This window comes from Halomonas sp. 72 (assembly GCF_052379785.1).
In the GTDB taxonomy this organism is placed as follows: Bacteria; Pseudomonadota; Gammaproteobacteria; order Pseudomonadales; family Halomonadaceae; genus Vreelandella; species Vreelandella citrativorans.
Map to the genome: position 1 here is coordinate 16139 of NZ_JBQSYY010000020.1, position 24753 is coordinate 40891.

Consider the following 24753-nt stretch of genomic DNA (forward strand, 5'->3'; position numbering starts at 1 on the left):
CTAGCTGGCGATGGGCAACCGTTTGCGGCTGAAGGCCGTTAGCCCGACCAATAGCGCCGTGGTGGTAAAAATCGCCACGGCGCTCATCGCCATTCCCACTCCCGGTGAGCCCTGCTCGAATTGTCCAAATACGAATGTCGATACGGTGCTCATGCCTGCCGGCGCCACCATCAGTGATGCCACCAGCTCTCTGGAAGCGATGGCAAACACCAGCAGCATGGATACCAGAAGACTCGGCGCCAGCGCCGGCAGCAAGATACGCCGAAATGTCGTGACAAACCCGGCACCACACACTCTGGCAGCTGCTTCCAGGCTCTCCCCCATCTGCCGGAAAGCCGCACTGGCATAACGCACAGGGTAAGGAAGCAGCAGGCACGCATACGCCAGCAGCAGCATCGCCCCGGTGTTGTACACCTGAATGGGCCAATGGCTCTGGTTCCACGCCAGAATCAAACCTACTGCGACAACGACCCCAGGCAGGGTGTTGGGCAGCAACGACAGTAAATCGAGCATCCCTTTGCCACGTACTTGAGCGCGCACCACCATATAGCCAACCAGGGCTCCCAATACACCTGTGAGCAAAGCGGCACCAACGGCCAGGCTCAAGCTCGTTCCCAATGCCTGCATGGCACCGCCACGATTGGCAAACAGCGCCTCGAAGTGGCGTAGCGACAGGTTATCCAGCGTAAGCCCGCCCGACAGCGTTCCCGTCAGCGCTGTCGCCAATACGGCCAGCAGGGGGACGGCAACCGAGATAAACGCCACGGCTGAAAAAAGCACTAAGGTCGGCCATTTCCATTTTCCAAGCTCGGCGCGCTCCCCCGTCGCTGGCTTGCCGGTCTGGCTGATAAACGAACGCCGCGTTACCAGCCAGTGCTGGACGTAGAAGGCGGCCATCGCCAGCATCACAAGCAACAGTGACAGCACGGCAGCGCCGGGGATATCGATTGGCCAGTCGGAAAAGCGCTGATGAATCCCGGTCACCAAAACGTGATAGCCCGCCTGAGCGCCCAGCGTGGCTGGCGTGCCGAACTCCTCAATCGTGAGTGCAAAAACCAGCAGTAGGCTGGCCGCAATACCGGGCGTCGAGAGTGGCAGCGTGACGCGCCAAAGCGCCTGCCACTTGCCTGCCCCACAAACGCGGGCGGCCGACGCGTAGCGCCCACCCACACTCATCATAGTGCGCGAAACGGCAAAATAGACCACGGGAAAGACGTTCAGAACCATCACGAACACAATGCCGTAGAAAGAGAATAGAAAATGGCTCGCTTCGATACCCATTAACTGCTGCGCATAGCCACGCGGCTGAAGCGTCAACATCCAGGAGAGCGCTGCGATATACGGTGGAATCATAAACGGAATCAGAAAAATCAGATCCCAAATAGCGCCGCCCGGCACACGGGTAAGCGCCCGCAGCGCGCCAAGCGGTATGGCCAGCACGGCACAGGCCAAGACCACGGCAAGGCCCAGCCGCAGCGTATTGCCCAGCAGTTTAAGCAGTGCAGGGTCGACAAGCGTTGGCACGAACAGTGTAAAAGCACCAGAGAGATCACCGCGCGACCATAGCGGAAAAATGGCCTGCAAAACGATATACAGTAGCGGCAAGCCCACCAATAAAAGCAGTATCAGCACCGTGAGCAACAGCACGATGCCTGCCCCGTCCAAACGGGGCAGGTTGAGGGCTTTGATCGACTTCATCACCCGCCCGTCAGCCCACGAAAGCGTTCCAGAATGACGTCACGCTGCTCGTTCATTGCTTCGCTATCGATATCAATCAGCGTCAGCTCATTCAGCGTCGGGCGCTGTGCTTCGATATCGTTACGTGCTGGCATCAGGTAGCTTTCAGCAACCCGCTGCTGGCCTTGATCAGAGAGCACAAAATCGATGAACTGCTCGGCCTCATGTTGCATAGCGCTGGACTCAAGAATCATCATCGGGCGCGGCGCGATAACCGTACCACTTTCGGGGAAAATGACTTCAATCGCCTCGCCGCTTTCCTGTTGGGTAAGCGCAATATAGTCGACGGCGCCAAACACAACAGACTTGGCGCCCTGCAATACGGGGTTAAGCGCGCGCGCATTAGGCCCGGGCACCACCATACCGTTGTCCATCAGTGCCTCCAGCAACGACCACGTTGCGTCTTCTCCCGTCGCCGTCAAAAGGCCGGCCACCAGCTCAAAAGCAGCTCCCGACTGAGCGGGATCAGGCATAGTTACCTGGTCGGCGTAAGCCGGGTCAGTCAGATCAGACCAGTCGCTGGGTGGCGGCGTATCACTATTTTGGTTCCAGACCAGCGACAGCGCCGAAACGCCTTGGGCGACGTAGTCATCCGCCTGCAGGAAATCAGGCACAGTGGCCGCATTAGAAGATCGATAAGCGTGCAAGAGACCATCTTCCGAAAGCGACGTAGCGCTATCCCAAGAGGCAGAAATGACGACATCTGCCAACGGATTGGCACGCTCGGCTTCCAACCGGGCCATTACCTGGCCTGTCGTACTTTGAAACACATTCACATCGATATTGGTTTGCTCGGTAAAATCGGCCGCCAGACGTTCAATCAGCGAGTTCGGCCCTGCCGAGTAGATCGTCAACGCCTGAGCATGAGCTTGACTACCCAGACTAAAAATTGCGGCGCCCGTAAGCGACACCAGCGCAGAGCGGGAAAGCAATCGAGAAAGCATGCGACATTCCTTATAGTGGGATAAATGTGTTAGCAAAGCTCCGCAGCATGCAGAGGGGAACAGGAAAGCGCCTCGCCAGTGGGTAGCCAGGCGCGTAGTGATGCGACGTCTACCGTCAGGCCAACGGATTCCGATGGCACCAGCGTGCCATGTACGCGCAGTTTTATATGGGTATGTTGATTAAGCGACAGCGTTAGTGCGGTGTGGTCGCCCTGAAACAGCCGACCTTTTACCTTGGCAATCACGTCAGCCTGAGTTGGCGACGTCAGTGTAAGTGCCCGGCGAGGTAGCAGAAGGCGTGCCGGGCCGGTGTAATCACGGTGAGCCATGACGCGTAACGTTTGGCCAGCAACATGAAAGCCATCTGCATCGAAGTGTCCATCAAGCACCGCACCGGCATCGATAAACGCGGCAATCGAGGGGGTAGCGGGCGCTTGATAAAGCGCTTCCGGGGAGGCTACCTGTTGCAAACGCCCCTCTTGCAACACTGCCACCTCATCAGCCAGGGCAAAGGCTTCGTGCTGATCGTGGGTGACAAAAACGGCCGTCAGGGCGAGCTCTTCTATCAGGGCTCTGATTTCCAGCGCCAGATTGTCGCGAAGCCCTTTATCCAGATTGGAGAGCGGCTCATCCATTAGCAAAAGCCTGGGCTTGGCCACGATGGCGCGTGCCAGAGCAACGCGTTGCTGCTGCCCGCCGGAGAGCGACCCCGGCTGGCGGTCGGCATAGTCGCCAAGGCCGACCAGCGACAGCGCCCAGGCTACCTGCTCTTCGCGCGCTTTAGGGTTAACACCTTGCATTTCCAGAGGAAACGCTACGTTTTGCGCCACGCTCATATGCGGCCAGAGCGCATAATCCTGAAAGACCATGCCGAGCTTTCGATCGTTGGGGCTCAAATGACACTGAGGCTGAGCCACAAGCTGCCCATTCAGGGAAATATGTCCGCTATCGATGCCGGTTAGCCCAGCGATACAGCGCAGTAATGTCGTTTTACCACAGCCAGAGGGGCCTAGCAGAGCCAGCACTTTGCCGCTCGATAGGTGAAGGTCGATACCATCCAGCGCTTTTTTATCGTCAAACGATTTATTCAAACCTTCAATAGCAAGCGCAGGAATGGGCATGGGGTTAGCACCGTCATCAAAAGGAAGTACCCTAACCAAAAATGATGACAGTCGTTTGACAGCGGCAATGACCGTTAAAGCGGCACCAATGCCTCTTTTGCTTCACGGCAAAGGTGCTGCGTTAACTCGGTTAGCAGGCGGCCCCCGCTGCGCCAATAGTGCCAGTAAAGAGGCACATCAATAGCGCGCCCCGGCATCAACTCCACCAGCGTGCCTTTAATCAATTCATCTCGCACTTGAAGCTCTGGCACCATCCCCCAGCCAAGCCCGCTTTCCATTAGTCGTACAAAGCCCTCTGAAGAGGGGCATAGGTGATAATCAAACCCTCCCGTTGCGCCAAGTTCCGCCAAAAAACGATGCTGTAGCTGATCATCGGTTCCAAACACGATTGCCGGTGCGCGGGCCAACGCCTGGGCATTGATGCCTTCTGCCAAGTAGCGGTGGACAAAGGCCGGGCTTGCCACGGCAAGATAAGGCATGGCACCTAACGCTACGCTGTTGGCACCCGCAACCGGACGCTCGGCAGCACAGACACATCCTGCTACTTCACCAGCACGCATGCGCTTTAGTCCTACCTCTTGGTCCTCCACCACCAGCTCCAGCAACACGTTCTGGTTGGCACAAAAATCCCCCACCGCTGATGCCCACCACGTCGCCAGGCTATCGGCATTAATTGCCAAGCGCAGGCGTTCCGGTACGGCCTCGCTTAATACCGGCACCTGCCCCTTTAAGTCGCGTTCAAGTAAGCGCACCTGCTGCACATGGTTAAGCAGTTGGCGTCCTACCTCGGTGGGCGCAGGCGGTGTGGCACGCACCAGAACGGGCTGACCAATACGCGCTTCAAGCAGTTTGATCCGCTGGGAGATAGCTGACTGCGATAACCCCAGCACCTGCGCGCCTCGCTCAAAACCACCCTGCTCTATGACGGCGGCCAACGCCGCCAATAATTTGTAATCCAGCAATCACTTTTCCTAATGAGACATCAGCATTATTCGTTTTTCTTATACAGGTAATCTCCGCACACTGGCCAGCGATATTCACTGCAATATTCATAACGCACTTCATAACAGGAAAGAGAGCATGTGGCAGAGTTACAGCAATGGCCTGCTGGTTGGGATGGGGTTAATCATGGCGATTGGCGCTCAAAATGCGTTTGTGCTTTCGCAAAGCCTGCGCCGCGAACATCATATTCCGGTCGCTCTGCTGTGCATTGTTTGCGATGCCGTGCTGGTGACTGCTGGCGTGTTTGGTTTGGCGAACCTGCTGGCTCAGAACCCCCTTCTATTGGCCATTGCTCGCTGGGGCGGGACTGCGTTTCTGCTTTGGTACGCAAGCCAGGCACTACGCCGTGCCTGGCGCCCTAACGCGCTTGAGGCAGGCGGTACGCCCCCACGCTCTCTTGCTGCGGTCATACTGGCGACACTCGCGGTAACGCTGCTCAACCCGCATGTTTATATTGATACCGTATTGCTGATCGGCTCACTCGGTGCTCAGCAACCTATTCCCGGCGCCTATGCCATGGGGGCTGCCAGTGGCTCAGCACTCTGGTTTACTGCCTTGGCACTAGGCGCTGCCTGGCTGGCGCCTTGGCTATCACGCCCCTTTACCTGGCGGCTAATCGATATTGGGGTTGCGATGATGATGTTGACGATTGCTGTCCAACTGATGACAGAAGGGTTGTAGCCCATCCATAGTATGAGAGCTTTAAACTTTTAACGTAGATTAATACTACTTTCTAAAATAAAAAATTTAACCACGCGCCAACTAATTTTCAATTTAAAGCTTAACTTTTATAAACACTTGAGTGCCTAAATCCCTGCTAGCTTTAAATGGCTTCCGTCTTTCATTACGGATAATGCTTTATTAACCGAGAAGGAGCCGACTGATGGTTATTAAAAATGCCAAGGAACTTTTCATTCATCTGCTTTCCGATACGAACAGTGCTGAAAAGCAGATAACTAAGGCGCTGCCCAAGATGGCCCGCGCAGCTGACGACCCTCAATTAGCCGACGCTTTCAAACACCACCTTGAAGAAACCCAAGGCCAGTTGGAGCGGCTTGAGAAAGTCGCGGATAGCCTGCCGGATATCCGTATCAAGCGAATCAAGTGCCACGCGATGGAAGGCTTGATTGAAGAAGGCCAGGAACTCATTGAAGCCACCGAGAAAGGCCCTGTACGAGATGCAGGCTTAATTGGCGCAGCGCAAAAAGTAGAGCACTACGAGATTGCGACATACGGCACTCTTTGCGCCCTTGCCGAGCAGTTAGGCTATACAGACGCTAAAAAAATCCTGGCCGAAACACTTAAAGAAGAGAAATCGACAGACGACAAGCTAAGCAAACTGGCAGAAGCCAACGTTAACAAAAAAGCGGGTTAACGGCTGCTTGGCAAACGGGTCTCAATAGCTGGCTCACACCCATTATTACGACTATCAGATATTATTCGTAGCAGGGGGAGCCAGCTATTAACGGAACTGCCCTGATGCTATTGATCGCCTATTGTGGGCGCATTATGTCGTAACGGCTCGCTCACATCCTCTCCTCACGATTCCCATTTTGATCTCTGCCTGCCCTGGTTTGGCCTTAGCCAACCCATAGTTGATGCTTGAGTTAACGCAAACAGGCTGATATCTTATCGATAATAACTATCATTAGCATAGGGAATTTCATCTCATGTGCAGCATGGAAAAAAGCACCTCGCGGGAGAAAACACCGCCACCACGTGAAGTGGAAAGTCGAGAGTTACTGGGGTCAGAAGGCCAGTTGGTGATTCATCACGAAAACCGGCGCTATCTGCTACGTTTTACCAAAAGCGGAAAGCTTATTTTAACGGCTTAACAACTGACCGTTACGCCCCCTTAGCATTTGCTATTAGTACGTCCCAAGCTTAATGCCAGCCAGGTAGCCGACGCACCCAGCCAGCACCTATTACCTTCTTATTGTTGGAATGGTCTGGCCCATGAAACGCGCTTACTCGCTTTGCCCGCTTTATCTTACGTTTTGCCCTCTATTGGTAGCACCTGCCTTGGCGCAACCAGAGATTGAGCCTCACTCCTTTGATCCTGTCACTGTCACCGGTACACGAGCGCCCACGGATCTTTCCCGTGCCCCACTCATCATCGATATTATTGAGCGCGATGATGCTGTGTTGGCCACCGCAAGTCGAGTGGAAGACATACTAAGCCGTCAGCCTGGCCTACACGTTGCAGGACAAGGGCGCCGCAACGGCCAAACGCTGAGCCTGCGTGGCTTTGGCCGTGAGGGCGTACTGGTCCGCCTGGATGGTGTTCGGCAAGATATTTCCACGGGTCATATCGGTAACTTTTTCCTTGATCCCGCCTTGATTCAAAATGTCCAGATTGCTCGCGGAGCGCTCTCTAGCCTTTACGGTAGTAACGCGATGGGCGGTGTGGTTAGTTTTAACAGCGTAGATGCCGATGACCTGCTTGCGCCCGACGAGGAAAGCGGTGTACGGCTTTCTGTCGGTGGCGCAAGCGCCAGTGACGAGTTACGTGGCAGCCTTACCGCTTTTGGTCGTCGTGATACATCAAGTGGCCGCGTCGATGGTCTTCTATCCATAGGCCGTAGCAAGTCCGGTGATATTCGTCGCGCCGGTGGCGAGATGGCCGATGAAGATGCCTCGCTCAACAGCCTGTTACTAAAAGGTGGCTGGCAGCCGGATGACGACCAGCGGGTGTTTGTTAGCTGGCAACATTACGACGAGCACACCACCCAACCCGCTAATCCGCAACAGCGCTCTACAGATGCCAGCAACCCGCTGCGCGACCGCGACGTTCAGAGCAACAATGTGCAACTCGGCCACCGTTGGCAGCCAGGTGCGGCTACCGAGATCACCTCACGACTCACCTTTAGCCAGCAAGATATTGATGAGCCAAGGGCCAGCCGCACTCTGGAGCGTACGGGGCTGCAAAGCGACGGCTATCACCGAATGGAGCATGGCTGGCTTTCTCAAACGCTGGTATTTGGTGCTGAACTGGAGCAGGCCCGCCAACGTCCTGAAGGCGATGCGAATGGTTTCCCACGTGCCGATATTGATACGCAAGCAGCCTACTTGGATACAACGCTCACCGCCGGCCGTTACCTGACGGAGGGCGGCGCGGGAGCATTCGACATTGGGCTAGGCGCCCGCTATGACCGTTACGATGCCACCGGCCAAGGCGAGGCCAACAGCGTACATGACCAGATTTCCCCACGTTTTCGCGTTGCCTGGCGGCCCGACGACGCATTGATGCTATTTACCGGATACGCCGAGGCTTTCCGCGCCCCGAGCCTTTCTGAGTTATATGCTAATGAACGCCACTTTGCGGGTTTCTGTGCCGGGCCGTTCTTCTGTACGCCCGACAACTATTGGATACCCAACCCGGATCTTGTCCCTGAAACCAGCCACACCTGGGAGAGCGGCGTGGTTTGGCATCAGGGAGATTGGCAAGTGCGTGCCAGCTACTTTGATACCCGTGCCAATGACTTTATCGATACTCAGGTCGATATTATGGCAGGCACCACTCAAGCCGTGAACGTTCAACGCGCCCAGCTGTGGGGCTATGATGCCCGCGTTTTCTGGCAGCCCAGCGCTTTTTCTTTCCTTACCAGTTTTGCAGGCCTTTCCGAAGTCTCCGGCAAAGACCGCGACACCGGCGCGCCGCTAGGCAATCAAACACCGCTGGAAGCGACCTTAGGCAGTGATATTGCACTGTACAACGGTAATGTTCGCCTGGGCTGGCAAGGTCGGTTTGCCCGTGATTTCGACAAACAGGGCGATGACGAGCGCTTGCCAGGCTACGGGCTACACGATGTACACCTGGCCTGGCGCCTCACTCCCGCCATTGATACCTCGCTACGCCTGGCCAACCTGGGCGATAAAGTGTGGTACCGCCCCGATGGCAGCTTAGGCGATGGGCGCAGCCTGTTCGCCACCCTCAACTGGCAGTGGTAATGCCACACCATGCACCCGATGGAGGTGAGCTCATGACGCAATCCCAACAGATCGCTATTCTGGAAGCCTTTGATGCTGCGCGGGCGGCCCAGCCGCGCCTGCCCGCCATCGACATTGCCGAGCGTCTGGCTATTAGCGAAGGCGAGTTACAGGCGGCTCGCCTGGGGCGTGATGTATGGACACTGCCCCTGCCACCCAGTGAGATCGCAAGCTATCTGCCCACGCTTGGCCGCGTAAAATCGCTGACCCGCTCGCGCCTGGCCGTCCTTGAACAAACCGGGGACTATCCTGAACTGCGCGGCGGAGCCCAAACGGGACTACTGCTCGACCCCTGCGGTTTGGATCTTCGCTTGCTGTATTCCCACTGGCACTGGGTGTGCTTGATTCGCGATGCCATGCCTTCACAAGATGGCTCGGAGGAGTGGCGCTGGAGCCTGCAAATATTTAACCAGCATGGCTGCGCCGTGCACAAATGCTTTGCGCTAGAAACACCGCTTCCCAGCGCCTGGGACGCGTTAGCAGCACTCGGCACCCAGGACACTCCGGCGTTCACCCAGAGTGCACCACGCCTTAAACGCCCGCTTCCCAACGCCCCCGACCTTGCGAGCGAATGGGGAGCGATGCAGGACGTGCATCAATTCTTCGCTCTGCTGCAGCGCCATCGCCTGGAGCGTATTGAGGCCAACCAGCTGATGGAGGGCCACTACACCCGGGCGCTACCGGCTAACATACTGGAAAACCTGCTCCATCAGGCAAGCCAACACGCCTTGCCGCTCATGCTGTTTGTCGCCAGCCCCGGCTGCGTACAAATCCGCACGGGCACGCTGCCCACGCCCCAGCGCGCACGGGGTTGGCTGAATCTGTTTGGCGATAGCTTTACCCTGCACTTGGACGACACCGCCATTGATCAGGTGTGGCAAGTGTCTAAACCCAATCGTGATGGAGGCGTCACCAGCATTGAAGCGTTTGACGCACAAGGCGCATTAGTCCTGCAAATATACGCCGAGCGCCGAGAGGGCAATCCCGAATCCAACGCCTGGCGGCAGCTATTGAATGGGCTTCGTCAGCGTGAGGCCGTGGCATGAAGCAGCCTGTTCGACTGCTGCCTGGGGTTTTGTTTGCGCTGTTGTTTAGCCTGGAAACGAGCGCCAGCGAACGCTGGGTCGCGCTGGGCGGCGATATGGCTGAAACGCTTTCGGCCTTGAAGGCCGACATCAATCTGGTCGCCCGCGACGATACCGTTCTTTATCCTGAGGCCCTGACAGCGCTGCCCTCTGTGGGTTATTTACGCCAGCTCTCGGCCGAAAGCGTACTGTCGGTTCAGCCTGACCGTATCCTTGCCAATCAGCATGCCGGCCCTAAAGAAGTGCTTGAACAACTGGACGCTGTCGGCGTCACCCTGGATATAGTGAGCGCACCCGCTACGCTGGCAGGTATTGCGACAAAGGTTCGCGCGGTGGGTGGCTATACTGACCGGCGTGAACAAGCCAACGCTTTAGCGCAAACCTTGACTGACAAGCTTCAATACTTGGCCGATTTGCCCCCCTTACCTTCAACTCGGACGATGTTTATTCTCCAGCATAGCGGCTTAACGCCGCGCGCCGCCGGTCGCCAAACCGCGGCGCATACGGCACTTGAAGCCGTCGGGCTGGAAAACGCCTTTGCAGCAATGGAGGGGTACCACAGTGTTGGCGCCGAGGCGCCGAGGCGCTGGTGCGCGAAGCGCCTGAGCTGATCATTATGTCAGCGCGCGGTTTAGAGGCTATGGGCGGCCCAACGGCCTTATGGCAATTACCCGGCATGGCACTTACTCCAGCAGGCCAAGCGCAGCGGTTAGTCGTTATCGATGACCAGGCACTGTTGGGCTTTGGGCCGCGTGCGCCCGACCAGCTGTTAGCCTTACGCCAGGATGTTGAAGCGCTGCTCAACGCCTCGCCCACAGCACTGGCTGCGCCGTAATGGTTAGCTTAACGGCTTATCGTCAGCGTACGATGCGACCGATGGGGCGCGCTCCACGAGTCCTTATCGGTTTAACGCTTGCGCTGTTACTTGCCTTGGCGTGGGGTGCGGCGTCGGGAGCGTTAGGACTTTCCCCATGGGCACTGCTAAGCGGCAATGCCGATACGCTCAGCATGCAGGTTTGGTGGCAGCTGCGCTTACCGCGCTTGCTGCTGGGGGTTGCCGTAGGCGCCATGCTCGCGGGCAGCGGCGCTGCCATGCAGGGGCTATTTCGTAATCCTTTAGCCGACCCAACGCTGCTCGGCCTTGCCAGCGGTGCCGGGCTATTTGTGGCGCTATGGATCGTTATTTTTCAGGATAGCGCCGTCAACAGCCTTTACGGCCAGTTTGCTGCTGGCTTTTTGGGCGCGCTGAGCGTATGTGTCATCGTGTTTGGCTTGGCCAAACGCCAGGGTGGGAGTGCCGCCGTTATGACCCTGCTGCTAGCGGGCCTGGCGATTAACACTCTGGCCGGCGCTGCGGGTGGTGTCCTTGCGTTTATCGCCAGCGATGAACAGCTGCGCCAACTGAGCCTGTGGGGTATGGGCACGCTAACCCATGCCTTATGGCGAACCACCGCTATCGCCCTGGTACTGATTAGCCTGGCACTGTGGATGCTAATGCGCAGCGCCAGCGAGCTTGACCTGCTTCAACTAGGCGAAACCACGGCCCATGCGGCGGGGCTGGACGCCAACCGCCTAAAACGCCGTATTGTCGTGGCCACCTCACTTGGCGTCGGGCTGTGCGTAGCCCTCACCGGTGTCATTGGCTTTCTTGGCCTGCTGGTTCCCCACTGCCTACGGCTTTGGCTAGGGCCCGGACACAGGTTACTCCTGCCTGCCTCAATGCTGGGCGGTGCTTTGTTATTAGTGGTCGCCGATACCCTGGCTCGTACGCTAGCCGCTCCTGCCGAGATCCCGGTCGGGCTGCTAACGAGCCTTTTGGGCGGGCCCTACTTTCTGTATCTGCTTATGCGCCGGAGCCCGTCATGCTGACCCTGCATCAAGCGGGGCTAACCTCAATTCCCGCACTAGCGCCCATGAATGGTGAGATCCATCCAGGCGAACTGCTCGCGATTGTAGGGCCTAATGGCGCAGGCAAAAGCACGCTGCTCAGCATGCTGTCAGGCTATCGCCGCTGCGAACAGGGCACCGTACAGTTGGATGGCCACTTGCTACATGAATGGGAGATCACCGCGCTCGCCAACCGTCGTGCGCTTGTCGCTCAGCAGGAGCCTGTCGGCTTCGATTGGCGAGTGGAAGAACTGGTGTGTCTGGGGAGCAACCCCGATAAAGCACTCATCGCCGAACTACTCGATGATCTGGACCTCGTCCCGCTCGCCAAGCGCAGCGTACTCTCGCTCTCGGGCGGCGAGCGCCAGCGAGTGATGATCGCCCGCGGCGCCTGCCAACTGCTCTCGCGGCGCTCGGACGCTGCCAGGGATGGCGGCCTGCTTCTGCTGGATGAACCCACCAGCGCCTTGGATATCGGCCAGCAGCAGCGACTAATGCGTCAACTACGCACCTGGGCCACACGGCATCATATGGCCATCGTATGCGTCCTACATGACCTGAACCTGGCCGGCACTTACGCCGACTACGTTTGGTTACTGCAAAAGGGGCAGCGTATAGCGCATGGTAAACCCCGACACGTTTTAAAGACTACGACCATCGCCAAGGTGTATGGAGCGGAACTTTACTGCATCCAAAGCGACATGGCGTTGGCTCCTCTTATTACCCTTGCGCCGTGATTTTTTTATTAATGAGATGAGCAAGCCTCGCATGACCAAAACTTCTTCTGCTCTGCTTCGCATGTTTCTTAACGAGCGGCATCGTCTTATAAAACGTATCAAGCAGGTTGTTGGTAGCACTAGTGTTGCAGAGGATCTGGCACAAGACACCTTTGTTAAGCTGTGGCAACGCCCCTCTAAAGAAACAGATACTGCTGGCTTGCTACACCGCACGGCGCACAACCTAGCGCTGGACTATTTACGATCCCAAGGGGTGCGTAAGCGTCATCAAACTCAAGAATTTAATGCCACTATTGATGAGCCCCCTCAGGAGCCAAGTCCAGAACAAATTGCTCATAAGACTCAACAGTGGCAGAAACTAATCGATCAATTAAATACCCTTCCCCCCAGAACTAAACGCGTATTCCTACTCAATCGAATTAGCGGTGAGACCTATCAGGCTATTGCCGAGCGCTTGGGCATTTCTGTTAGCACGGTTGAAAAAGACATGATGCACGCGATGCGCCAGTGTCGTAAATGGAAAAAACAATCAATCAATGAGGAAAACATTCAGTCCACTCGTTGTATTAATAACAACAGGCCACGTTCCCAGGAAGGGTTAGACCGTGACTAAACCAAACGAACCTTTGAGCCAGCCAGCGCCATCGCCTGCAATAGATGACGCCACCATGGATGATGCCATCGCTTGGTATCTTAAACTCAAGGATGCAAGCGTCACCCAACATGATCAACAGGCGTTCAACGCGTGGCTACAACAAAGCCCGCTTCACCACTTTGCGTATCAAGAAGCGAAACAGCTTTGGCAGGATATTGAAGCCCCCATTCGCCTGTTTCACCTTCAACAGTCTGCCACGCCATCCAAACGGCGGAATGAACGACCGTGGGGATGGGCAGTCGCTGCCCTATGCATGCTCGGCTTGCTGTTGAGCCTTGAACTATGGCGTGAACCAGCCAACTGGGATCGACTGACAGCCGATGCCGTCACGACACCAGGGCAAATGAAACAACTTCTACTGGCAGACGGCTCGTCTCTTTTACTGGATGGGAATAGCGCGCTGGACATTGAGTTTGACGAAACCTACAGAGGACTAACGCTAAGACGCGGGCGATTATGGGTTGATGTTACGCAAGATGCCCAGCGCCCCTTCACCATTACCGCTGGCGAAGCATCGATAAAGGTTATCGGTACTCACTTTGCTGTGATGCATAGCACTGACAGTGTCACCGTGACGGTGGCAGAGGGGCAAGTAGCCATTACAGACAGTCAAGGACACCAAGCCCTGTTGGGTGGCGGTAAGCAAGTGGCACTTATCAATGGCGAACTTGGCCCTGTCTCACCGGTAGCTCTGCCTGTAGCACTTGGCTGGAAGGAAGGAAGAGTTGTATTCGATGACGCAGGAATGAGTGAGATCGTTGCTCAATTGGAACGCATGCTACCAGGCCGCCTACTACTCGATACTCACGCTTTTTCTGACGTACGTCTTTCCGGAAGCTTCCCTGTCGACCAGCCGGAGGCTCTGCTTTCAGCCTTGACTCATGTATCTGACATTGAGGTTCATCGCTTACCCGGCGATTTACTGTGGCTACGCACGGGGTGAAGTACTCATAGGTAATACACGCACACACGGGGATTGCGCCTCCATTTACGTCCCTGATTTCATTCATCTCACTAAAGAGAACGACTCATGGAAACACTTCTTTCCCCTTCAAGAGAGACGAATACTCTCCCCTTGAGCAAGCGTCTAAAGTTGGATACCCATACTGCTCATGAACATGTTGATAAAGCCATTATGGAACTCGCCCCTTTTGCCAGCCTGGAAGGCTACAAGAGATTTCTAACGGTTCAATATCAGTTCCAACGTCACACTGAAGTGCTTTATCTTCAGCCTGAGCTGAACGACTGGCTGGAAGGGCTGGCCGAGCGCAGTCGTTACCAAGCAGTGATCAGAGATTGCCAGGATCTTGCCCTCAACCTCGATGACTTGACTGACGATGCTCTCTCAGTACCCGCTATCGAATCTCAAGCGGCTGCGGTTGGCTGGCTTTATGTCAATGAAGGCTCGAACCTGGGTGCGGCTTTTCTGCTCAAATACGCCAGCCAACTTAACCTCTCCATCAATTTTGGTGCCCGTCACCTCGCCCCCAGCGATGCAGGACGTGGGTTGCACTGGCGCCGCTTCACTGCACAGCTAGACGCCATCCCGCTCTCTGAAGAACAGGCAAACGAAGCCTTAAACGGCGCCAGAGCGGCCTTTACTTTCGTTAAATCGCTGGCCTCTAACGTACTAACTAATAACCAAAAATAACGCCAAAAGAAGCGTTACTAAAACGATATAACGGGGAATTTTAGTGAACCAGACTCTACAGGGACACTCGTCCAGATTGCTTGTATACGCCTTTCCTGCCGCCTCTCTGTTGCTCAACTGGTGGGCAGCCAGCTTATTCATGATTTCACTGATAAGCGGGTGTTTAAGCTCACTCTATGGGCTAATGACAGAAACACCTAGCGTATGGATTTCGCTAATGATCGCCTTGGCAAGCGGCGTTTTTCTGCATAGCGTGCTGATCGCAGTTGCATTGACGATTGCCGTGACCGCCGAACAAACCTGCTGATGCAGTTCGCTCAACTACAAACGGCGGCTGCAGAAACTGAGCGCAACACCTTAGCGAAATGCTCAGGTGTTGCACTCAGTTTTTGCAGCCAAGCGGTAATGTACGCCGAGATAAGGCACATAATTGCGGAAATTAAACACCTTGGACTCATGAATAGTCACCAACCCGTGCACTTCTTTTCGTGTTATACCCTCTTCATTGGGAGTTATAAAACCACCATCGTTAAAAACGATACAATTACTTCCGCCATGAATGACAAAAATATCGTCGCCCATGCCACCCATTCGCATACCGTCTATGGTGAAGCCTCCACCAAGATAAACGCCTGAACCATGCCCGCTCCCTCATACCGGGAGGGAGGCATACGGTGATATCATCCCACTCGATTTCCTGAGCCATACCATCCCCCCCTTGAATGTACCTAATCTGCCTTTGATTTGATCACTATAAAATATAAACAATCTCAAATATAAGCAAATATCAATTGCAATTGATTATGATTAACCCCGAAGTTGAACGAGGGGTATATAACGCATGCTCGTATGCCCAGAGGGAAACCTGCATGCATGGCATGCCACGCATCGCGTCCCATACCACGGCCCCACAAAATAATTTGGCAAAAAATTTATTTCAGATGAGGGAAATTCTCATCCCAATCGTTAATTAAGATACAAACGATTATTATTAGCGTAACAAGGGAGCTTTATTTCAATGCATTTTAAGGTTTTTTCCCGATCCCCAATCACTGCCGCTGTGATACTGGGCCTGCTTGCCGCGCAAACTCAGGTATTGGCACAGGCCCAGCCCTCTGTACCGAACTCATCCAAGGCGCTGCAGCAAAATCCTTTGCAGCAGCGCTACACGTTCGACCTGCCCGAACAGCACCTGCTCTACTCGCTGGGTGAATTTACCGCTACCACGCAGATTGCTGTCGTCCGTCAGGATGGCCAGCCCATCAACGGTACCGCACCGGCCTTACGCGGCGAAATGACTGCCGATGAAGCACTTCGCACACTGCTAGCCGACTCATCACTGACCTTTTCATACCGCAATGGCAGAACGGCAGAACTACTGGAACCAACCACCTCAATCACCGTGGGCAACCAAACAGCCTTTAGCACTCTGACCGTATCGGCAGACCGTATCGGTGACGACTGGGTCTATCATGAGCCACGCTCGGTAAGCGTGATCACGCGCGAACAGATTGATCGCACGCCGCCGCGCCACGCCGCCGATATGCTGCAGGAGACCCCTGGTGTCTACAGTGCCGTCAACGCCCAGGACCCGGGGCTCTCGGTCAATATTCGGGGCATGCAGGACTTTGGGCGCGTCAACATGATGGTCGACGGCATGCGCCAGAACTTCAACGACAACGGTCACCAACAGCGTAACGGCACCATGTATGTCGATTCCGAGCTGCTCTCGGACGTGGTGGTCGAGAAGGGGGCCAGCACGGGCGTGCATGGTGCGGGGGCCATCGCCGGCAGTGCCAACTTCCGCACCATCGACGTGGATGATGTTCTTCTACCGGGTAAAGATATCGGCGTGCGCTTACGCGGCATGACTGGCGTCGGTGGCCGCAGCAATGGGGTCAACTTCATCGGCAGCGCAGCCGTGGCGGGACGCTTTGGCGACCGTTTGGAGCTCTTGGCGGCACGCAGCAACCGCAACTTTGGCGAATTCGCCCCCGGCCGCCGTCGACCAAACTACGATTTTCTTACGGTAGGTGTTCAGGATGAGTTTCATAAAGACATCGTTCAGGATGTCGACCGAGTCCGCTTCACCGACAACGAGCAGGACTCAAACCTGTTCAAGGCACGCTTTCATATCGATGACGACCAGTCACTGACGTTTTCCTACCTGGGTACCGAACTCTCTTACAACAACGTCTCGGATCGGCAGATAATGAGGGCTGGTGAGGTGGTCGACGGCGATGATGCCTGGCGCCGCTTTGGCGATGCCAGCACATCCTCCGACTCGGTCAGCCTGCGCTATAACCTTAACCCCTCCTCCCCTCTGCTTAACTTGGAGGCTAACGCCTATTTCGTATCTACAGAAGGACAGCGTTATACCGAAGCTGGTCGGCCCGTGGTGCTAAACGGCACCGATATGACCGAGCTTTACTGGATGATCGGTGTCTGTGAACAGAATCCCATCCCAGATAATGCATATAGCGCCTGCCGGGCGGGGCTTGACAACAATAACCGCACTCAAATCGATACCTACGGCTTTACGCTGGAAAATACTGCACATTTTGCACTCGGCGGGATTGATGGTTTCTCTTCCAATCACGGGGTCGAATACTTTATCGACAAAGGCGAATCGACGACGACGCAAGAACGCGGCGGGCGGCAGTTTGGTGCCAACGACAACACCATGCAGCCCAACGGTGAACGCAGTATTGCCAGCGCCTTTGGCAACTTACAGTGGGAAGATGAGACGTTTACTCTGGCAGCGGGGCTGCGCTATGACTACTACAAGCTCAAGGGCTCAACTCAACTGCCGGGGGCGGAGTGGACATATAATGATCGCTATGCAATGGCGCTGAGATACGCGCAGTCCAGATTAAATAGCGCAGAAAGTAAGTGTCGCAGTCCGTATCTTTCAGAGGCGCAACGCCAAAGAGCGTGTGATCGAATTCCTCAAGAGCAGGCATACGTCAATGATCCAACCACTTTTCCTAACTATCAGACCAGCAACAACTTCAATCCAATGTGGCAATCAGAAACCGTGCTGCATGACTATGACGTCGATAACAGCATGGACAAGCTTCTGCCAACGCTATCCGCAGCCTACCGTCCTAATGAGAACATCGAGCTATTTGCCAACTGGGGCCGAGGCTGGCGACCACCGGCACTCACCGAAACTCTGATGCAGGGCAGCCACCCTGGTGACCCTTTTGCAGTGCTATTCCCTAACCCCCATGCACAACCGGAAACCTCGCGCAGTTGGGATCTAGGCGCCAACTTTACTGCCCAGGATCTGTTTAAGGGTGGAGATCGTTTCTTCAGCAAGCTCTCCTACTACGATACCCGGGTGGACAACTACCTGATTACCTCCATGGTTAACGTAATGCCGGGGCAGCCGGGTACGGGGCTGGGCCACACCATGTTCGTGCCCAACTTGCTGCCCATGGACTTCCGTGGTTTGGAGCTGGAGATCGATTATGACGCCGAGCGCTGGTACACGCAGGCCAACTATACCCATGTTCTGGGCAGCGACAATGCCTTCTGTCAGAGGATCTACCCGCTGGGAAGCGGATGGATTCAACAAGATATGCCCAATGAAGATGGCAGCTACCCTGACGCTCACTATGAAGCAATCGAAGCGGGCTACGAGTCCCGCGAGGATCAACTCGATAACCAAACCTATTGCGGCATTGATGTGATCGGTATGAACAGCGCCCGTCAGTTGCCGATGGATCGCGGCAGCCTCACCTTCGGTACCCGCTGGTTCGGCCAGCGCCTGGATGTAGGCACCCGCCTTAACTACAGCGCCGCGGGCGGCCCGGAGGATTTCGACTTTGACCTGTGGCCCAGCTACGTCACCTGGGACCTCTACGCCAGCTATCAGGTCAACCCTAACCTGCTGCTGCGCGCCACCATGCTCAACGTCCGCGACCGCAACTACGTGACCGGCTACTCGGATATTTTCTCCAAGAGCTATGGGGCAGGCCGCACCCTAATGGCCGGGGCAGAACTGCGTTTTTAATTTCATGACAGCGCTATTGTGCTGTTAACGAATATGCCCGCCAAGCGGGCATACAGGGCAGGTAACTCACCTTGCCTGCCAACTCACGGCCTCAAGGCCAACATTGTTATATAAAGGAGATTGAAAATGTCTATTAGCTATACCTACGATGAAAACAACTTCCCAGAGCTTTTCATCCCTGGCTCATCATTGGAAAGCCTACTACTTGAATTTGAGGAATCAGGCGCACCCGGCGAGCATAGTGACGATAACCCGGGCGGTATCAATGAAGGTGGATTCTTCACCAACGGAGTAGGCTCGGGCCTAGCGGGTGATACCTATGCCATGGCCAATAACGAAGGTGCGTTTGCCTTCTCAGCCACCGGGGATCTCTCCTATAACTTCGCTGATCATGCTCTGACCGGCACCCTAGAGAGCCTCACGCTGGGCTCACATCTCCTCAATGGCGAAGTCGTCAATGACTTCATTACCTTCACCTTCGACGATCCCATCGTCGCCAGCCATAACGGTCGTGGCAACGAAGTGCACGACATCATCTGGGGCTTGATGAACGGCTCGGTGGAAGGTGCCGATGACAGCGCTGGCACTGGCACCAACGGCGGCTTATTGGCGGTGCTGGACGATGCAGGCCTTCTCGGCGATGCCATCCCAGCTTCCGTCACTGGCGTATCTACCAGCGAATTCGATTTCGCCCTGGCTGCGTGAGCAACGCCATCGCTATAAACACCTAATAAAAAAGGCAAGGGGAATCCCCTTGCCGCAACGTTCAAACACCGCGTCAGGGGCGTTATGCCTTGGCGCGGTGCCTCGGCATTCTCGCCCGATGAGACGAGGAGTCAAGCAGAGACGTGACCAACGCACTAATGAGAGAACGAATTCGAGACGAATTGCTATGGCGATTCGTTGATTTGTTACGTCTATTTTCAGGGACATAGCTAATGACCCCCTCCCAACGCCAGCCCGGAAACGAACTCTACCGAGCACTTAGCCGCTATCGCGGCACACTGCGCTCGGTAGGGCTGTTCAGTGCGGTTATCAATCTACTGATGCTAGTGCCGCCGCTGTATATGCTACAGGTCTATGATCGCGTACTGGCTTCCGGCAATACCACCACGCTAATGATGCTAACGGGCATGGCGCTGGGGCTGTTGGCGTTAATGGGTGCCTTGGAGTACATACGCAGCCTAGCAGTCATTCATATTGGCGAACGGTTCGATGAACAACTGGGGGAGCGGGTTTACGCGGCAGCCTTCGAGCGCGGGCTAAGCGGCCAGGCTGCTCAGGCAGGGCAAGCCACGCGGGATCTTGATTCGCTGCGCCAATTTATCACCGGCAACGCGGTATTTGCATTCTTCGATGCCCCCTGGTTCCCACTGTATTTGCTGGTGATGTTTATGTTCCACCCGTGGATTGGTTGCCTAGCGCTAGTGGGTGCCATCGTGTTGATCGGTCTGGCATGGCTCAACGAGCGGCTTTCCCAGCCGCCGCTACGTGAAGCAGGCAAGCTTTCCGTACAGGCGAATGCCATGGCAGAAGCGCAACTGCACCATGCTGATGCCATCGAGTCGATGGGTATGCTGTTGGCCTTTACCCGCCGCTGGTCGCACCTGCACGATGGCTTTGTCGCGCTGCAGGGGCTGGCCAGCGAGCGTACCGCGCTGGTTACTTCTATCTCCAAGAGCCTGCGCATTGCGTTACAGTCACTGGTATTGGGGTTGGGCGCTTGGCTAGCGATTGGCGGGCAGATCAGTCCTGGTACGATGATCGCCGGGTCTATTTTAATGGGCCGTGCGCTCAGCCCTATTGATCAGGTGATCAACGCTTGGCGGCAATGGACCTCGACACGGCTGGCTTACCAGCGCTTGGGTAACCTGCTAACAGTACACCCGGCCCGCCAGCCAGGCATGGACCTCCCTGCCCCGCTGGGCAAGCTTAATGTGGAGCCGGTAAGCGCCATGCCGCCAGGCGGAAAGATACCCACGTTGGTTCAAGTGGGCTTCCAATTGGAAGCGGGCAGCGTGCTCGGTGTTATCGGGCCTTCGGGGTCAGGCAAATCTACCCTGGCCAAACTACTAGTGGGTGTTTGGAAGCCGAAGATCGGCACCGTGCGGCTGGATGGTGCCGATATCAAGAGCTGGAACAGAGCGCTACTGGGGCCACATATCGGCTACCTGCCTCAGGATGTCGAGCTGTTTGCAGGTAGCGTGGCGGAGAATATCGCTCGCTTCAGCGAACCAGACCCCATGAAGGTCGTCGAGGCCGCCAAAACCGCGGGCGTACACGAACTGATTCTGGCCCTACCCAATGGCTACGACACCTACTTAGGAGATAGTGGGATCGGCCTTTCGGGAGGGCAGCGCCAGCGTATTGCCCTAGCGAGGGCGCTCTACGGCCCCCCGGCACTCGTCGTGTTGGACGAACCCAATGCAAACCTTGATGACGTCGGTGAAAAAGCACTATTGGAAGCGTTACAGCGACTGCGTGAATGCCACGTTACGGTGGTGCTGATTACCCACCGCCCTCAGGTACTCAAGGCCACTTCTCACTTGCTAGTACTACGTGAAGGCCACCTGCAGAAGTTCGGCCCCACTGAAGAGATCTTGCAAGCCTTGAACACTGCCCGCCAAGCGGTAGCTCCTGCCAATGGCGCGATGGCCACTCCGTATGCGCAAAGCGCTTATAGCTACGGCAATGTTTCCATCAATCGTCAGGAGCAGCGCGCATGACCCTTCGCGATATCTCGCAGTCGCCACCTGATGCAAAACCACACACCTCCTCAGCCATACCGGACTGGCAAGCACTCGCCATGCGCCGTAAGCGACGACCGCTTCGCATAGGGAGTTGGCTGCTACTGGGAGGCTTAGCACTGTTTGTGGCCTGGGCAGCCTGGGCACCGCTGGATAATGGTATCGCCGTGCCTGCCACGGTGGTGGTGTCGGGGAACCGCCAAGCGGTCGAGCATCCTACCGGGGGCACGGTCGAAAGGCTCTGGGTGCGCGATGGTGATCGAGTGGATCAAGGGCGGCCGTTGGTTAGCCTGGATACCACGCAGCTGCAAAACGAGGCCGAGGTGCTGCGCTTGCAGCACGCCTCGGCGCTGGCGGAAGCGGCGCGCTTGGAAGCCGAGCGCGATGGGCAAGCGAGCATCACCTTCCCACCCGAACTCATGCCCTCGGGCGATGCCGATATTGATACTCTCGTCAGCCAGCAGCGCCTGCTCTTTGCCAGCCGCCGCAGTGCCCTCGACGCCGAACTCGCGGGGCTTGCGGCCAGCCTTGCCGGGCAACGCGCTCAAGTGACCGGTCTCGAAGCTTCGCTCAGTCAGCAGCGAACACGCCTTGACGTGCTCAGCGAGCAGCGGCGCAACCTGAGCGAGCTAGCATCGGGAGGCTACATACCACGCAACCGAATGCTGGAGTTCGAAGGCAGTTACGTCCAGTTGCAAGGCGACATTGCCAGCGCCAACGGCACCCTGCAGCAAACCCAACGCCAGATCGACGAGCTTGAGCTGCGCCTGACCCAGCGCCAGGAGGAGTATCAGCGCGAAGTGGGCGAAGCGCTGGCTCAAGCCCGCCTGCGCGGCCAAGAAGCCGCCGGGCGCATGGCCAACAACGCCTACGAACAAGCGCACGCGGTGATTCGTGCCCCGCGCTCGGGCCGCGTGGTGGGCTTGGCCTTGCACACCGAGGGCGGCGTGGCACAGCCCGGCAGTCTGCTGATGGAGATCGTCCCGCAAGACGAGCCATTGCGCGTGGAGGGGCAGCTTCCCGTCGACCAGGTCGACCGCGTAGCACCGGGCCTGCCGGTAGAGCTTGCCTTCACCGCGTTCGAGCGCAGCAGCACGCCGCGCGTTCCGGGCACGGTTACGCAGGTCTCCGCCGACCGCTTGGTCGACGAGGTCAGCGGCCTGCCTTACTACCGCCTGGAGGTCGAGGTCGCCAACGACGACCTGGCAGTGCTGGGCACAGCGCCGCTAAAGGCGGGCATGCCAGTGGAAGCATTCATCCGTACGGGCGAGCGCTCACTGCTCAACTATCTGCTCAAGCCCCTGTTCGACCGGGCACGCATGGCATGGGGGGATGCATGAGGTTGTTACGTTCAACGGCGGTGAAACTTAGCATCGGCTGCTGGCTCTGCCTACCACTGGCTGCCCAGGCACTGGATTTCCAGACCGCTTACGACTACGCCCGCCAATACGATCCTACTTGGCTTGCTGCACAAAACGCCCGCGATGCCGGGCAGCAGGAGCGTGCCCTGGGGCGCTCGCGGCTGCTGCCTACGCTCGGCTACCGCTACTCCTACGCGCATAACCACTCTGAGGTAGAGCAGTCGACCCCGCTGGGCACGACCACCAACGACATGCGCTACTCAAGCCACACCTCGGCAGTGACTCTGACCCAGCCGCTACTGGATGCGGCGGCTTTCGCCCAGTATCAGGCAGGCAGGGCGCGTGCCGAAGCTGCCGAGGCAACGCTCGACCGCGCCTATCAAGCACTGGCCGTTCGTGTGCTCCAAGCCTATACCGATACCCTCTACGCCGAGGACGACATCGCCTTGGCCGAAGCGCACCTGCGGGCATTGGAAGAGGAGTCGGAGAAAAGCACCCAGTTCGTCGCCTATGGTGAGGGCACGCGTACCGATCAGTTGGAAATTGCCGCACAGATGCGACTGGTCGAAGCGCGCCTAATCGAAGCCGAGGACCGCTTGCAGGACGCACTCAACGCACTCGACCTGCTCATCGGCCAACGGCCTGCTTCCCCCCTGGCACCGCTTCGCCCAGACGCCTGGGCAGTGCTGGCGGAGCAGGCACAAGCCAGTGCCTCCACGTTAGACGAGTGGCAAACCTTGGCACTGGCCTACAACCCGGAGCTTGCGGCACAGCGCAGCGCCCTGGATGCCTCGCGCCATCAGGTGCATGCCCAGTACGCAGGCCACTTGCCCACGGTGCAGCTTTATGCCCGCAGCCAGATCTCCGACTCCAGCAGCGAGAACACCATCGGCCAGCGCTACGATACCAACAGCATCGGCGTCGAAGTCAACCTGCCGCTCTATTCGGGTGGGCGGGTCGTGGCCGCCAGCCGCCAGGCACAGAGCACCTTCGAACAGCATCGCCACGAGTTGGATGCGACCACAGCAGAAATTCTCAACGACGTAGAACGCCAGTACCGGCTGGTGCGTAGCAGCCAGCGGCGCGAAGAGGCGTACCGGCAATCCGTCGAGGCCGCCACCCAGCGCGTGGAAGCGACACAGCGTAGCCTGGAAGGCGGCGAGCGTACCCATCTGGACGTGTTGGATGCCGAACACCAACGCTTCGAGGCGTTGCGCGATCTGGCGCGGGCTCGCTACGATTACCTAGTGGCCTGGCTGAGCCTGCGCTGGCAAGCGGGGCAACTTGACGACAGCGATATCGCCCAGGTAGCGAACTATTTCTAAACGATTTCCGGCGATACTGCCGAAGCCTAGAGAGCCACGACACATGAAAGAAACGCCCCCTTCATCGACATCGCCCCAGCGTGAGCCTGCACGCAGCCCGCTGGCCCGCGCCCTATGGGTAGCACTGGCCGCGCTGAGCTTCGGCATTGGAGTCGTAGGTATTTTCGTGCCACTACTGCCGACTACCGAGTTCATGCTCGGGGCGATCTACTGTGCTTCCAAGGGCTCGCCACGCTTCGAAGCCTGGATTCGTTCGCGGCGCTACGTGGGGCCATTGATCAAGAACTGGGAGTGCGAGCGCGCCATTTCACGTCGCGCCAAGTACGTGGCGGTGAGCAGCATCATCGCCAGCGCCATGCTGCTGCTCTGGCATTTGGGGGAAGGCTGGTTGCGCTGGGCCATCATCGCACTGCTGGCCGGGGTGGCGGTATGGCTGGCAACGCGCCCAGAGCCCACCAAGCAGGATTGATGTGGCAATAAAGATTGCCCAGGA

At 56.9% G+C, this 24753-nt stretch carries 24 protein-coding genes; 19 read left to right on the forward strand and 5 right to left on the reverse strand.

Annotated elements, in window-relative coordinates; all coding sequences use genetic code 11:
* From ACT3T6_RS15060 to ACT3T6_RS15075, 4 genes are all read right to left on the reverse strand, one after another.
* Positions 1 to 1698: an ABC transporter permease gene (locus ACT3T6_RS15060; RefSeq protein WP_087110902.1), complete on the reverse strand. Its 1698-nt coding sequence runs from the start codon at positions 1696 to 1698 to the stop codon at positions 1 to 3.
* The gene (locus tag ACT3T6_RS15065) at positions 1698 to 2681 is read right to left on the reverse strand and encodes an ABC transporter substrate-binding protein (protein WP_176372234.1); all 984 of its coding nucleotides are present in this window, start codon (positions 2679 to 2681) and stop codon (positions 1698 to 1700) included. The genes ACT3T6_RS15060 and ACT3T6_RS15065 overlap by 1 nt, the downstream gene beginning before the upstream one ends.
* A gap of 29 nt (positions 2682 to 2710) precedes the next feature.
* Positions 2711 to 3802: an ABC transporter ATP-binding protein gene (locus tag ACT3T6_RS15070; protein WP_193054695.1), complete on the reverse strand. Its 1092-nt coding sequence runs from the start codon at positions 3800 to 3802 to the stop codon at positions 2711 to 2713.
* 74 nt (positions 3803 to 3876) lie between these two features.
* Positions 3877 to 4764 (reverse strand): LysR family transcriptional regulator ArgP, encoded by an 888-nt coding sequence (locus tag ACT3T6_RS15075; protein WP_172117862.1) that lies wholly within the window; start codon positions 4762 to 4764, stop codon positions 3877 to 3879.
* A gap of 118 nt (positions 4765 to 4882) precedes the next feature.
* On the opposite strand from ACT3T6_RS15075, the gene ACT3T6_RS15080 reads away from it, so the two are divergent.
* The 13 genes from ACT3T6_RS15080 (at position 4883) to ACT3T6_RS15140 (ending at position 15116) form a co-directional block, all read left to right on the forward strand.
* Positions 4883 to 5485, forward strand: coding sequence for a LysE/ArgO family amino acid transporter (locus tag ACT3T6_RS15080; RefSeq protein WP_193054696.1), 603 nt, complete (start codon positions 4883 to 4885; stop codon positions 5483 to 5485).
* 202 nt (positions 5486 to 5687) lie between these two features.
* Positions 5688 to 6179: a YciE/YciF ferroxidase family protein gene (locus ACT3T6_RS15085; RefSeq protein WP_193054697.1), complete on the forward strand. Its 492-nt coding sequence runs from the start codon at positions 5688 to 5690 to the stop codon at positions 6177 to 6179.
* Positions 6180 to 6474: 295 nt separating this feature from the next.
* Entirely contained in the window at positions 6475 to 6639 is a 165-nt protein-coding gene (gene hemP, locus ACT3T6_RS15090) for a hemin uptake protein HemP (RefSeq protein WP_193054698.1), read from the forward strand.
* 121 nt (positions 6640 to 6760) lie between these two features.
* Positions 6761 to 8755, forward strand: a complete 1995-nt coding sequence (locus ACT3T6_RS15095) for a TonB-dependent receptor domain-containing protein (RefSeq protein WP_193054699.1) — start codon at positions 6761 to 6763, stop codon at positions 8753 to 8755.
* A 32-nt stretch (positions 8756 to 8787) separates the two neighbouring features.
* Positions 8788 to 9840 (forward strand): ChuX/HutX family heme-like substrate-binding protein, encoded by a 1053-nt coding sequence (locus tag ACT3T6_RS15100; RefSeq protein ID WP_193054700.1) that lies wholly within the window; start codon positions 8788 to 8790, stop codon positions 9838 to 9840.
* Complete coding sequence (locus ACT3T6_RS15105) at positions 9837 to 10490, forward strand: heme/hemin ABC transporter substrate-binding protein (RefSeq protein ID WP_226913618.1); 654 nt, start codon at positions 9837 to 9839, stop codon at positions 10488 to 10490. Before ACT3T6_RS15100 ends, ACT3T6_RS15105 begins: the two co-directional genes overlap by 4 nt.
* Entirely contained in the window at positions 10469 to 10714 is a 246-nt protein-coding gene (locus tag ACT3T6_RS15110) for a hypothetical protein (RefSeq protein WP_226913620.1), read from the forward strand. Before ACT3T6_RS15105 ends, ACT3T6_RS15110 begins: the two co-directional genes overlap by 22 nt.
* Positions 10714 to 11748: a FecCD family ABC transporter permease gene (locus ACT3T6_RS15115; protein ID WP_226913622.1), complete on the forward strand. Its 1035-nt coding sequence runs from the start codon at positions 10714 to 10716 to the stop codon at positions 11746 to 11748. The genes ACT3T6_RS15110 and ACT3T6_RS15115 overlap by 1 nt, the downstream gene beginning before the upstream one ends.
* Positions 11742 to 12503 (forward strand): ATP-binding cassette domain-containing protein, encoded by a 762-nt coding sequence (locus ACT3T6_RS15120; protein ID WP_193056660.1) that lies wholly within the window; start codon positions 11742 to 11744, stop codon positions 12501 to 12503. Before ACT3T6_RS15115 ends, ACT3T6_RS15120 begins: the two co-directional genes overlap by 7 nt.
* Before the next feature lie 31 nt (positions 12504 to 12534).
* Positions 12535 to 13116 (forward strand): RNA polymerase sigma factor, encoded by a 582-nt coding sequence (locus tag ACT3T6_RS15125; RefSeq protein ID WP_192535740.1) that lies wholly within the window; start codon positions 12535 to 12537, stop codon positions 13114 to 13116.
* A complete protein-coding gene (locus ACT3T6_RS15130; protein ID WP_193054573.1) occupies positions 13109 to 14101 on the forward strand; it encodes a FecR family protein in 993 nt (330 codons plus the stop codon). The genes ACT3T6_RS15125 and ACT3T6_RS15130 overlap by 8 nt, the downstream gene beginning before the upstream one ends.
* Before the next feature lie 87 nt (positions 14102 to 14188).
* A complete protein-coding gene (locus ACT3T6_RS15135) occupies positions 14189 to 14809 on the forward strand; it encodes a biliverdin-producing heme oxygenase (protein WP_192535742.1) in 621 nt (206 codons plus the stop codon).
* A gap of 184 nt (positions 14810 to 14993) precedes the next feature.
* Positions 14994 to 15116: a hypothetical protein gene (locus ACT3T6_RS15140; RefSeq protein ID WP_264298670.1), complete on the forward strand. Its 123-nt coding sequence runs from the start codon at positions 14994 to 14996 to the stop codon at positions 15114 to 15116.
* A gap of 62 nt (positions 15117 to 15178) precedes the next feature.
* Here ACT3T6_RS15140 and ACT3T6_RS15145 read toward each other — a convergent pair whose 3' ends face one another.
* Positions 15179 to 15391, reverse strand: coding sequence for a hypothetical protein (locus tag ACT3T6_RS15145; RefSeq protein WP_192535744.1), 213 nt, complete (start codon positions 15389 to 15391; stop codon positions 15179 to 15181).
* Between the two features lie 436 nt (positions 15392 to 15827).
* Here ACT3T6_RS15145 and ACT3T6_RS15150 point away from each other — a divergent pair, with 436 nt between their 5' ends.
* The 6 genes from ACT3T6_RS15150 (at position 15828) to ACT3T6_RS15175 (ending at position 24729) form a co-directional block, all read left to right on the forward strand.
* Positions 15828 to 18827, forward strand: coding sequence for a TonB-dependent receptor (locus tag ACT3T6_RS15150; RefSeq protein ID WP_193054572.1), 3000 nt, complete (start codon positions 15828 to 15830; stop codon positions 18825 to 18827).
* Positions 18828 to 18953: 126 nt separating this feature from the next.
* Positions 18954 to 19532, forward strand: a complete 579-nt coding sequence (locus ACT3T6_RS15155; protein WP_096655132.1) for a heme acquisition protein HasA — start codon at positions 18954 to 18956, stop codon at positions 19530 to 19532.
* Between the two features lie 233 nt (positions 19533 to 19765).
* Complete coding sequence (locus ACT3T6_RS15160; protein WP_193054571.1) at positions 19766 to 21553, forward strand: type I secretion system permease/ATPase; 1788 nt, start codon at positions 19766 to 19768, stop codon at positions 21551 to 21553.
* A complete protein-coding gene (locus tag ACT3T6_RS15165) occupies positions 21550 to 22914 on the forward strand; it encodes an HlyD family type I secretion periplasmic adaptor subunit (RefSeq protein ID WP_444625957.1) in 1365 nt (454 codons plus the stop codon). The genes ACT3T6_RS15160 and ACT3T6_RS15165 overlap by 4 nt, the downstream gene beginning before the upstream one ends.
* A complete protein-coding gene (locus tag ACT3T6_RS15170; protein ID WP_193053385.1) occupies positions 22911 to 24260 on the forward strand; it encodes a TolC family outer membrane protein in 1350 nt (449 codons plus the stop codon). Before ACT3T6_RS15165 ends, ACT3T6_RS15170 begins: the two co-directional genes overlap by 4 nt.
* Positions 24261 to 24303: 43 nt before the next feature.
* A complete protein-coding gene (locus ACT3T6_RS15175) occupies positions 24304 to 24729 on the forward strand; it encodes a YbaN family protein (RefSeq protein WP_193053384.1) in 426 nt (141 codons plus the stop codon).
* The last annotated feature ends 24 nt before the right edge of the window (positions 24730 to 24753 follow it).

Excerpts from the sequence above, each read along its gene's own strand:
- ACT3T6_RS15060 (WP_087110902.1), bottom strand. The coding sequence starts at position 1,698 with ATGAAGTCGATCAAAGCCCTCAACCTGCCCCGTTTGGACGGGGCAGGC.
- ACT3T6_RS15065 (WP_176372234.1), bottom strand. The coding sequence starts at position 2,681 with ATGCTTTCTCGATTGCTTTCCCGCTCTGCGCTGGTGTCGCTTACGGGC.
- ACT3T6_RS15070 (WP_193054695.1), bottom strand. The coding sequence starts at position 3,802 with ATGCCCATTCCTGCGCTTGCTATTGAAGGTTTGAATAAATCGTTTGAC.
- ACT3T6_RS15080 (WP_193054696.1), top strand. The coding sequence starts at position 4,883 with ATGTGGCAGAGTTACAGCAATGGCCTGCTGGTTGGGATGGGGTTAATC.
- ACT3T6_RS15085 (WP_193054697.1), top strand. The coding sequence starts at position 5,688 with ATGGTTATTAAAAATGCCAAGGAACTTTTCATTCATCTGCTTTCCGAT.
- hemP (WP_193054698.1), top strand. The coding sequence starts at position 6,475 with ATGTGCAGCATGGAAAAAAGCACCTCGCGGGAGAAAACACCGCCACCA.
- ACT3T6_RS15095 (WP_193054699.1), top strand. The coding sequence starts at position 6,761 with ATGAAACGCGCTTACTCGCTTTGCCCGCTTTATCTTACGTTTTGCCCT.
- ACT3T6_RS15100 (WP_193054700.1), top strand. The coding sequence starts at position 8,788 with ATGACGCAATCCCAACAGATCGCTATTCTGGAAGCCTTTGATGCTGCG.
- ACT3T6_RS15105 (WP_226913618.1), top strand. The coding sequence starts at position 9,837 with ATGAAGCAGCCTGTTCGACTGCTGCCTGGGGTTTTGTTTGCGCTGTTG.
- ACT3T6_RS15115 (WP_226913622.1), top strand. The coding sequence starts at position 10,714 with ATGGTTAGCTTAACGGCTTATCGTCAGCGTACGATGCGACCGATGGGG.
- ACT3T6_RS15120 (WP_193056660.1), top strand. The coding sequence starts at position 11,742 with ATGCTGACCCTGCATCAAGCGGGGCTAACCTCAATTCCCGCACTAGCG.
- ACT3T6_RS15125 (WP_192535740.1), top strand. The coding sequence starts at position 12,535 with ATGACCAAAACTTCTTCTGCTCTGCTTCGCATGTTTCTTAACGAGCGG.
- ACT3T6_RS15135 (WP_192535742.1), top strand. The coding sequence starts at position 14,189 with ATGGAAACACTTCTTTCCCCTTCAAGAGAGACGAATACTCTCCCCTTG.
- ACT3T6_RS15140 (WP_264298670.1), top strand. The coding sequence starts at position 14,994 with ATGACAGAAACACCTAGCGTATGGATTTCGCTAATGATCGCCTTGGCA.
- ACT3T6_RS15145 (WP_192535744.1), bottom strand. The coding sequence starts at position 15,391 with ATGGGCGACGATATTTTTGTCATTCATGGCGGAAGTAATTGTATCGTT.
- ACT3T6_RS15150 (WP_193054572.1), top strand. The coding sequence starts at position 15,828 with ATGCATTTTAAGGTTTTTTCCCGATCCCCAATCACTGCCGCTGTGATA.
- ACT3T6_RS15155 (WP_096655132.1), top strand. The coding sequence starts at position 18,954 with ATGTCTATTAGCTATACCTACGATGAAAACAACTTCCCAGAGCTTTTC.
- ACT3T6_RS15160 (WP_193054571.1), top strand. The coding sequence starts at position 19,766 with ATGACCCCCTCCCAACGCCAGCCCGGAAACGAACTCTACCGAGCACTT.
- ACT3T6_RS15165 (WP_444625957.1), top strand. The coding sequence starts at position 21,550 with ATGACCCTTCGCGATATCTCGCAGTCGCCACCTGATGCAAAACCACAC.
- ACT3T6_RS15170 (WP_193053385.1), top strand. The coding sequence starts at position 22,911 with ATGAGGTTGTTACGTTCAACGGCGGTGAAACTTAGCATCGGCTGCTGG.
- ACT3T6_RS15175 (WP_193053384.1), top strand. The coding sequence starts at position 24,304 with ATGAAAGAAACGCCCCCTTCATCGACATCGCCCCAGCGTGAGCCTGCA.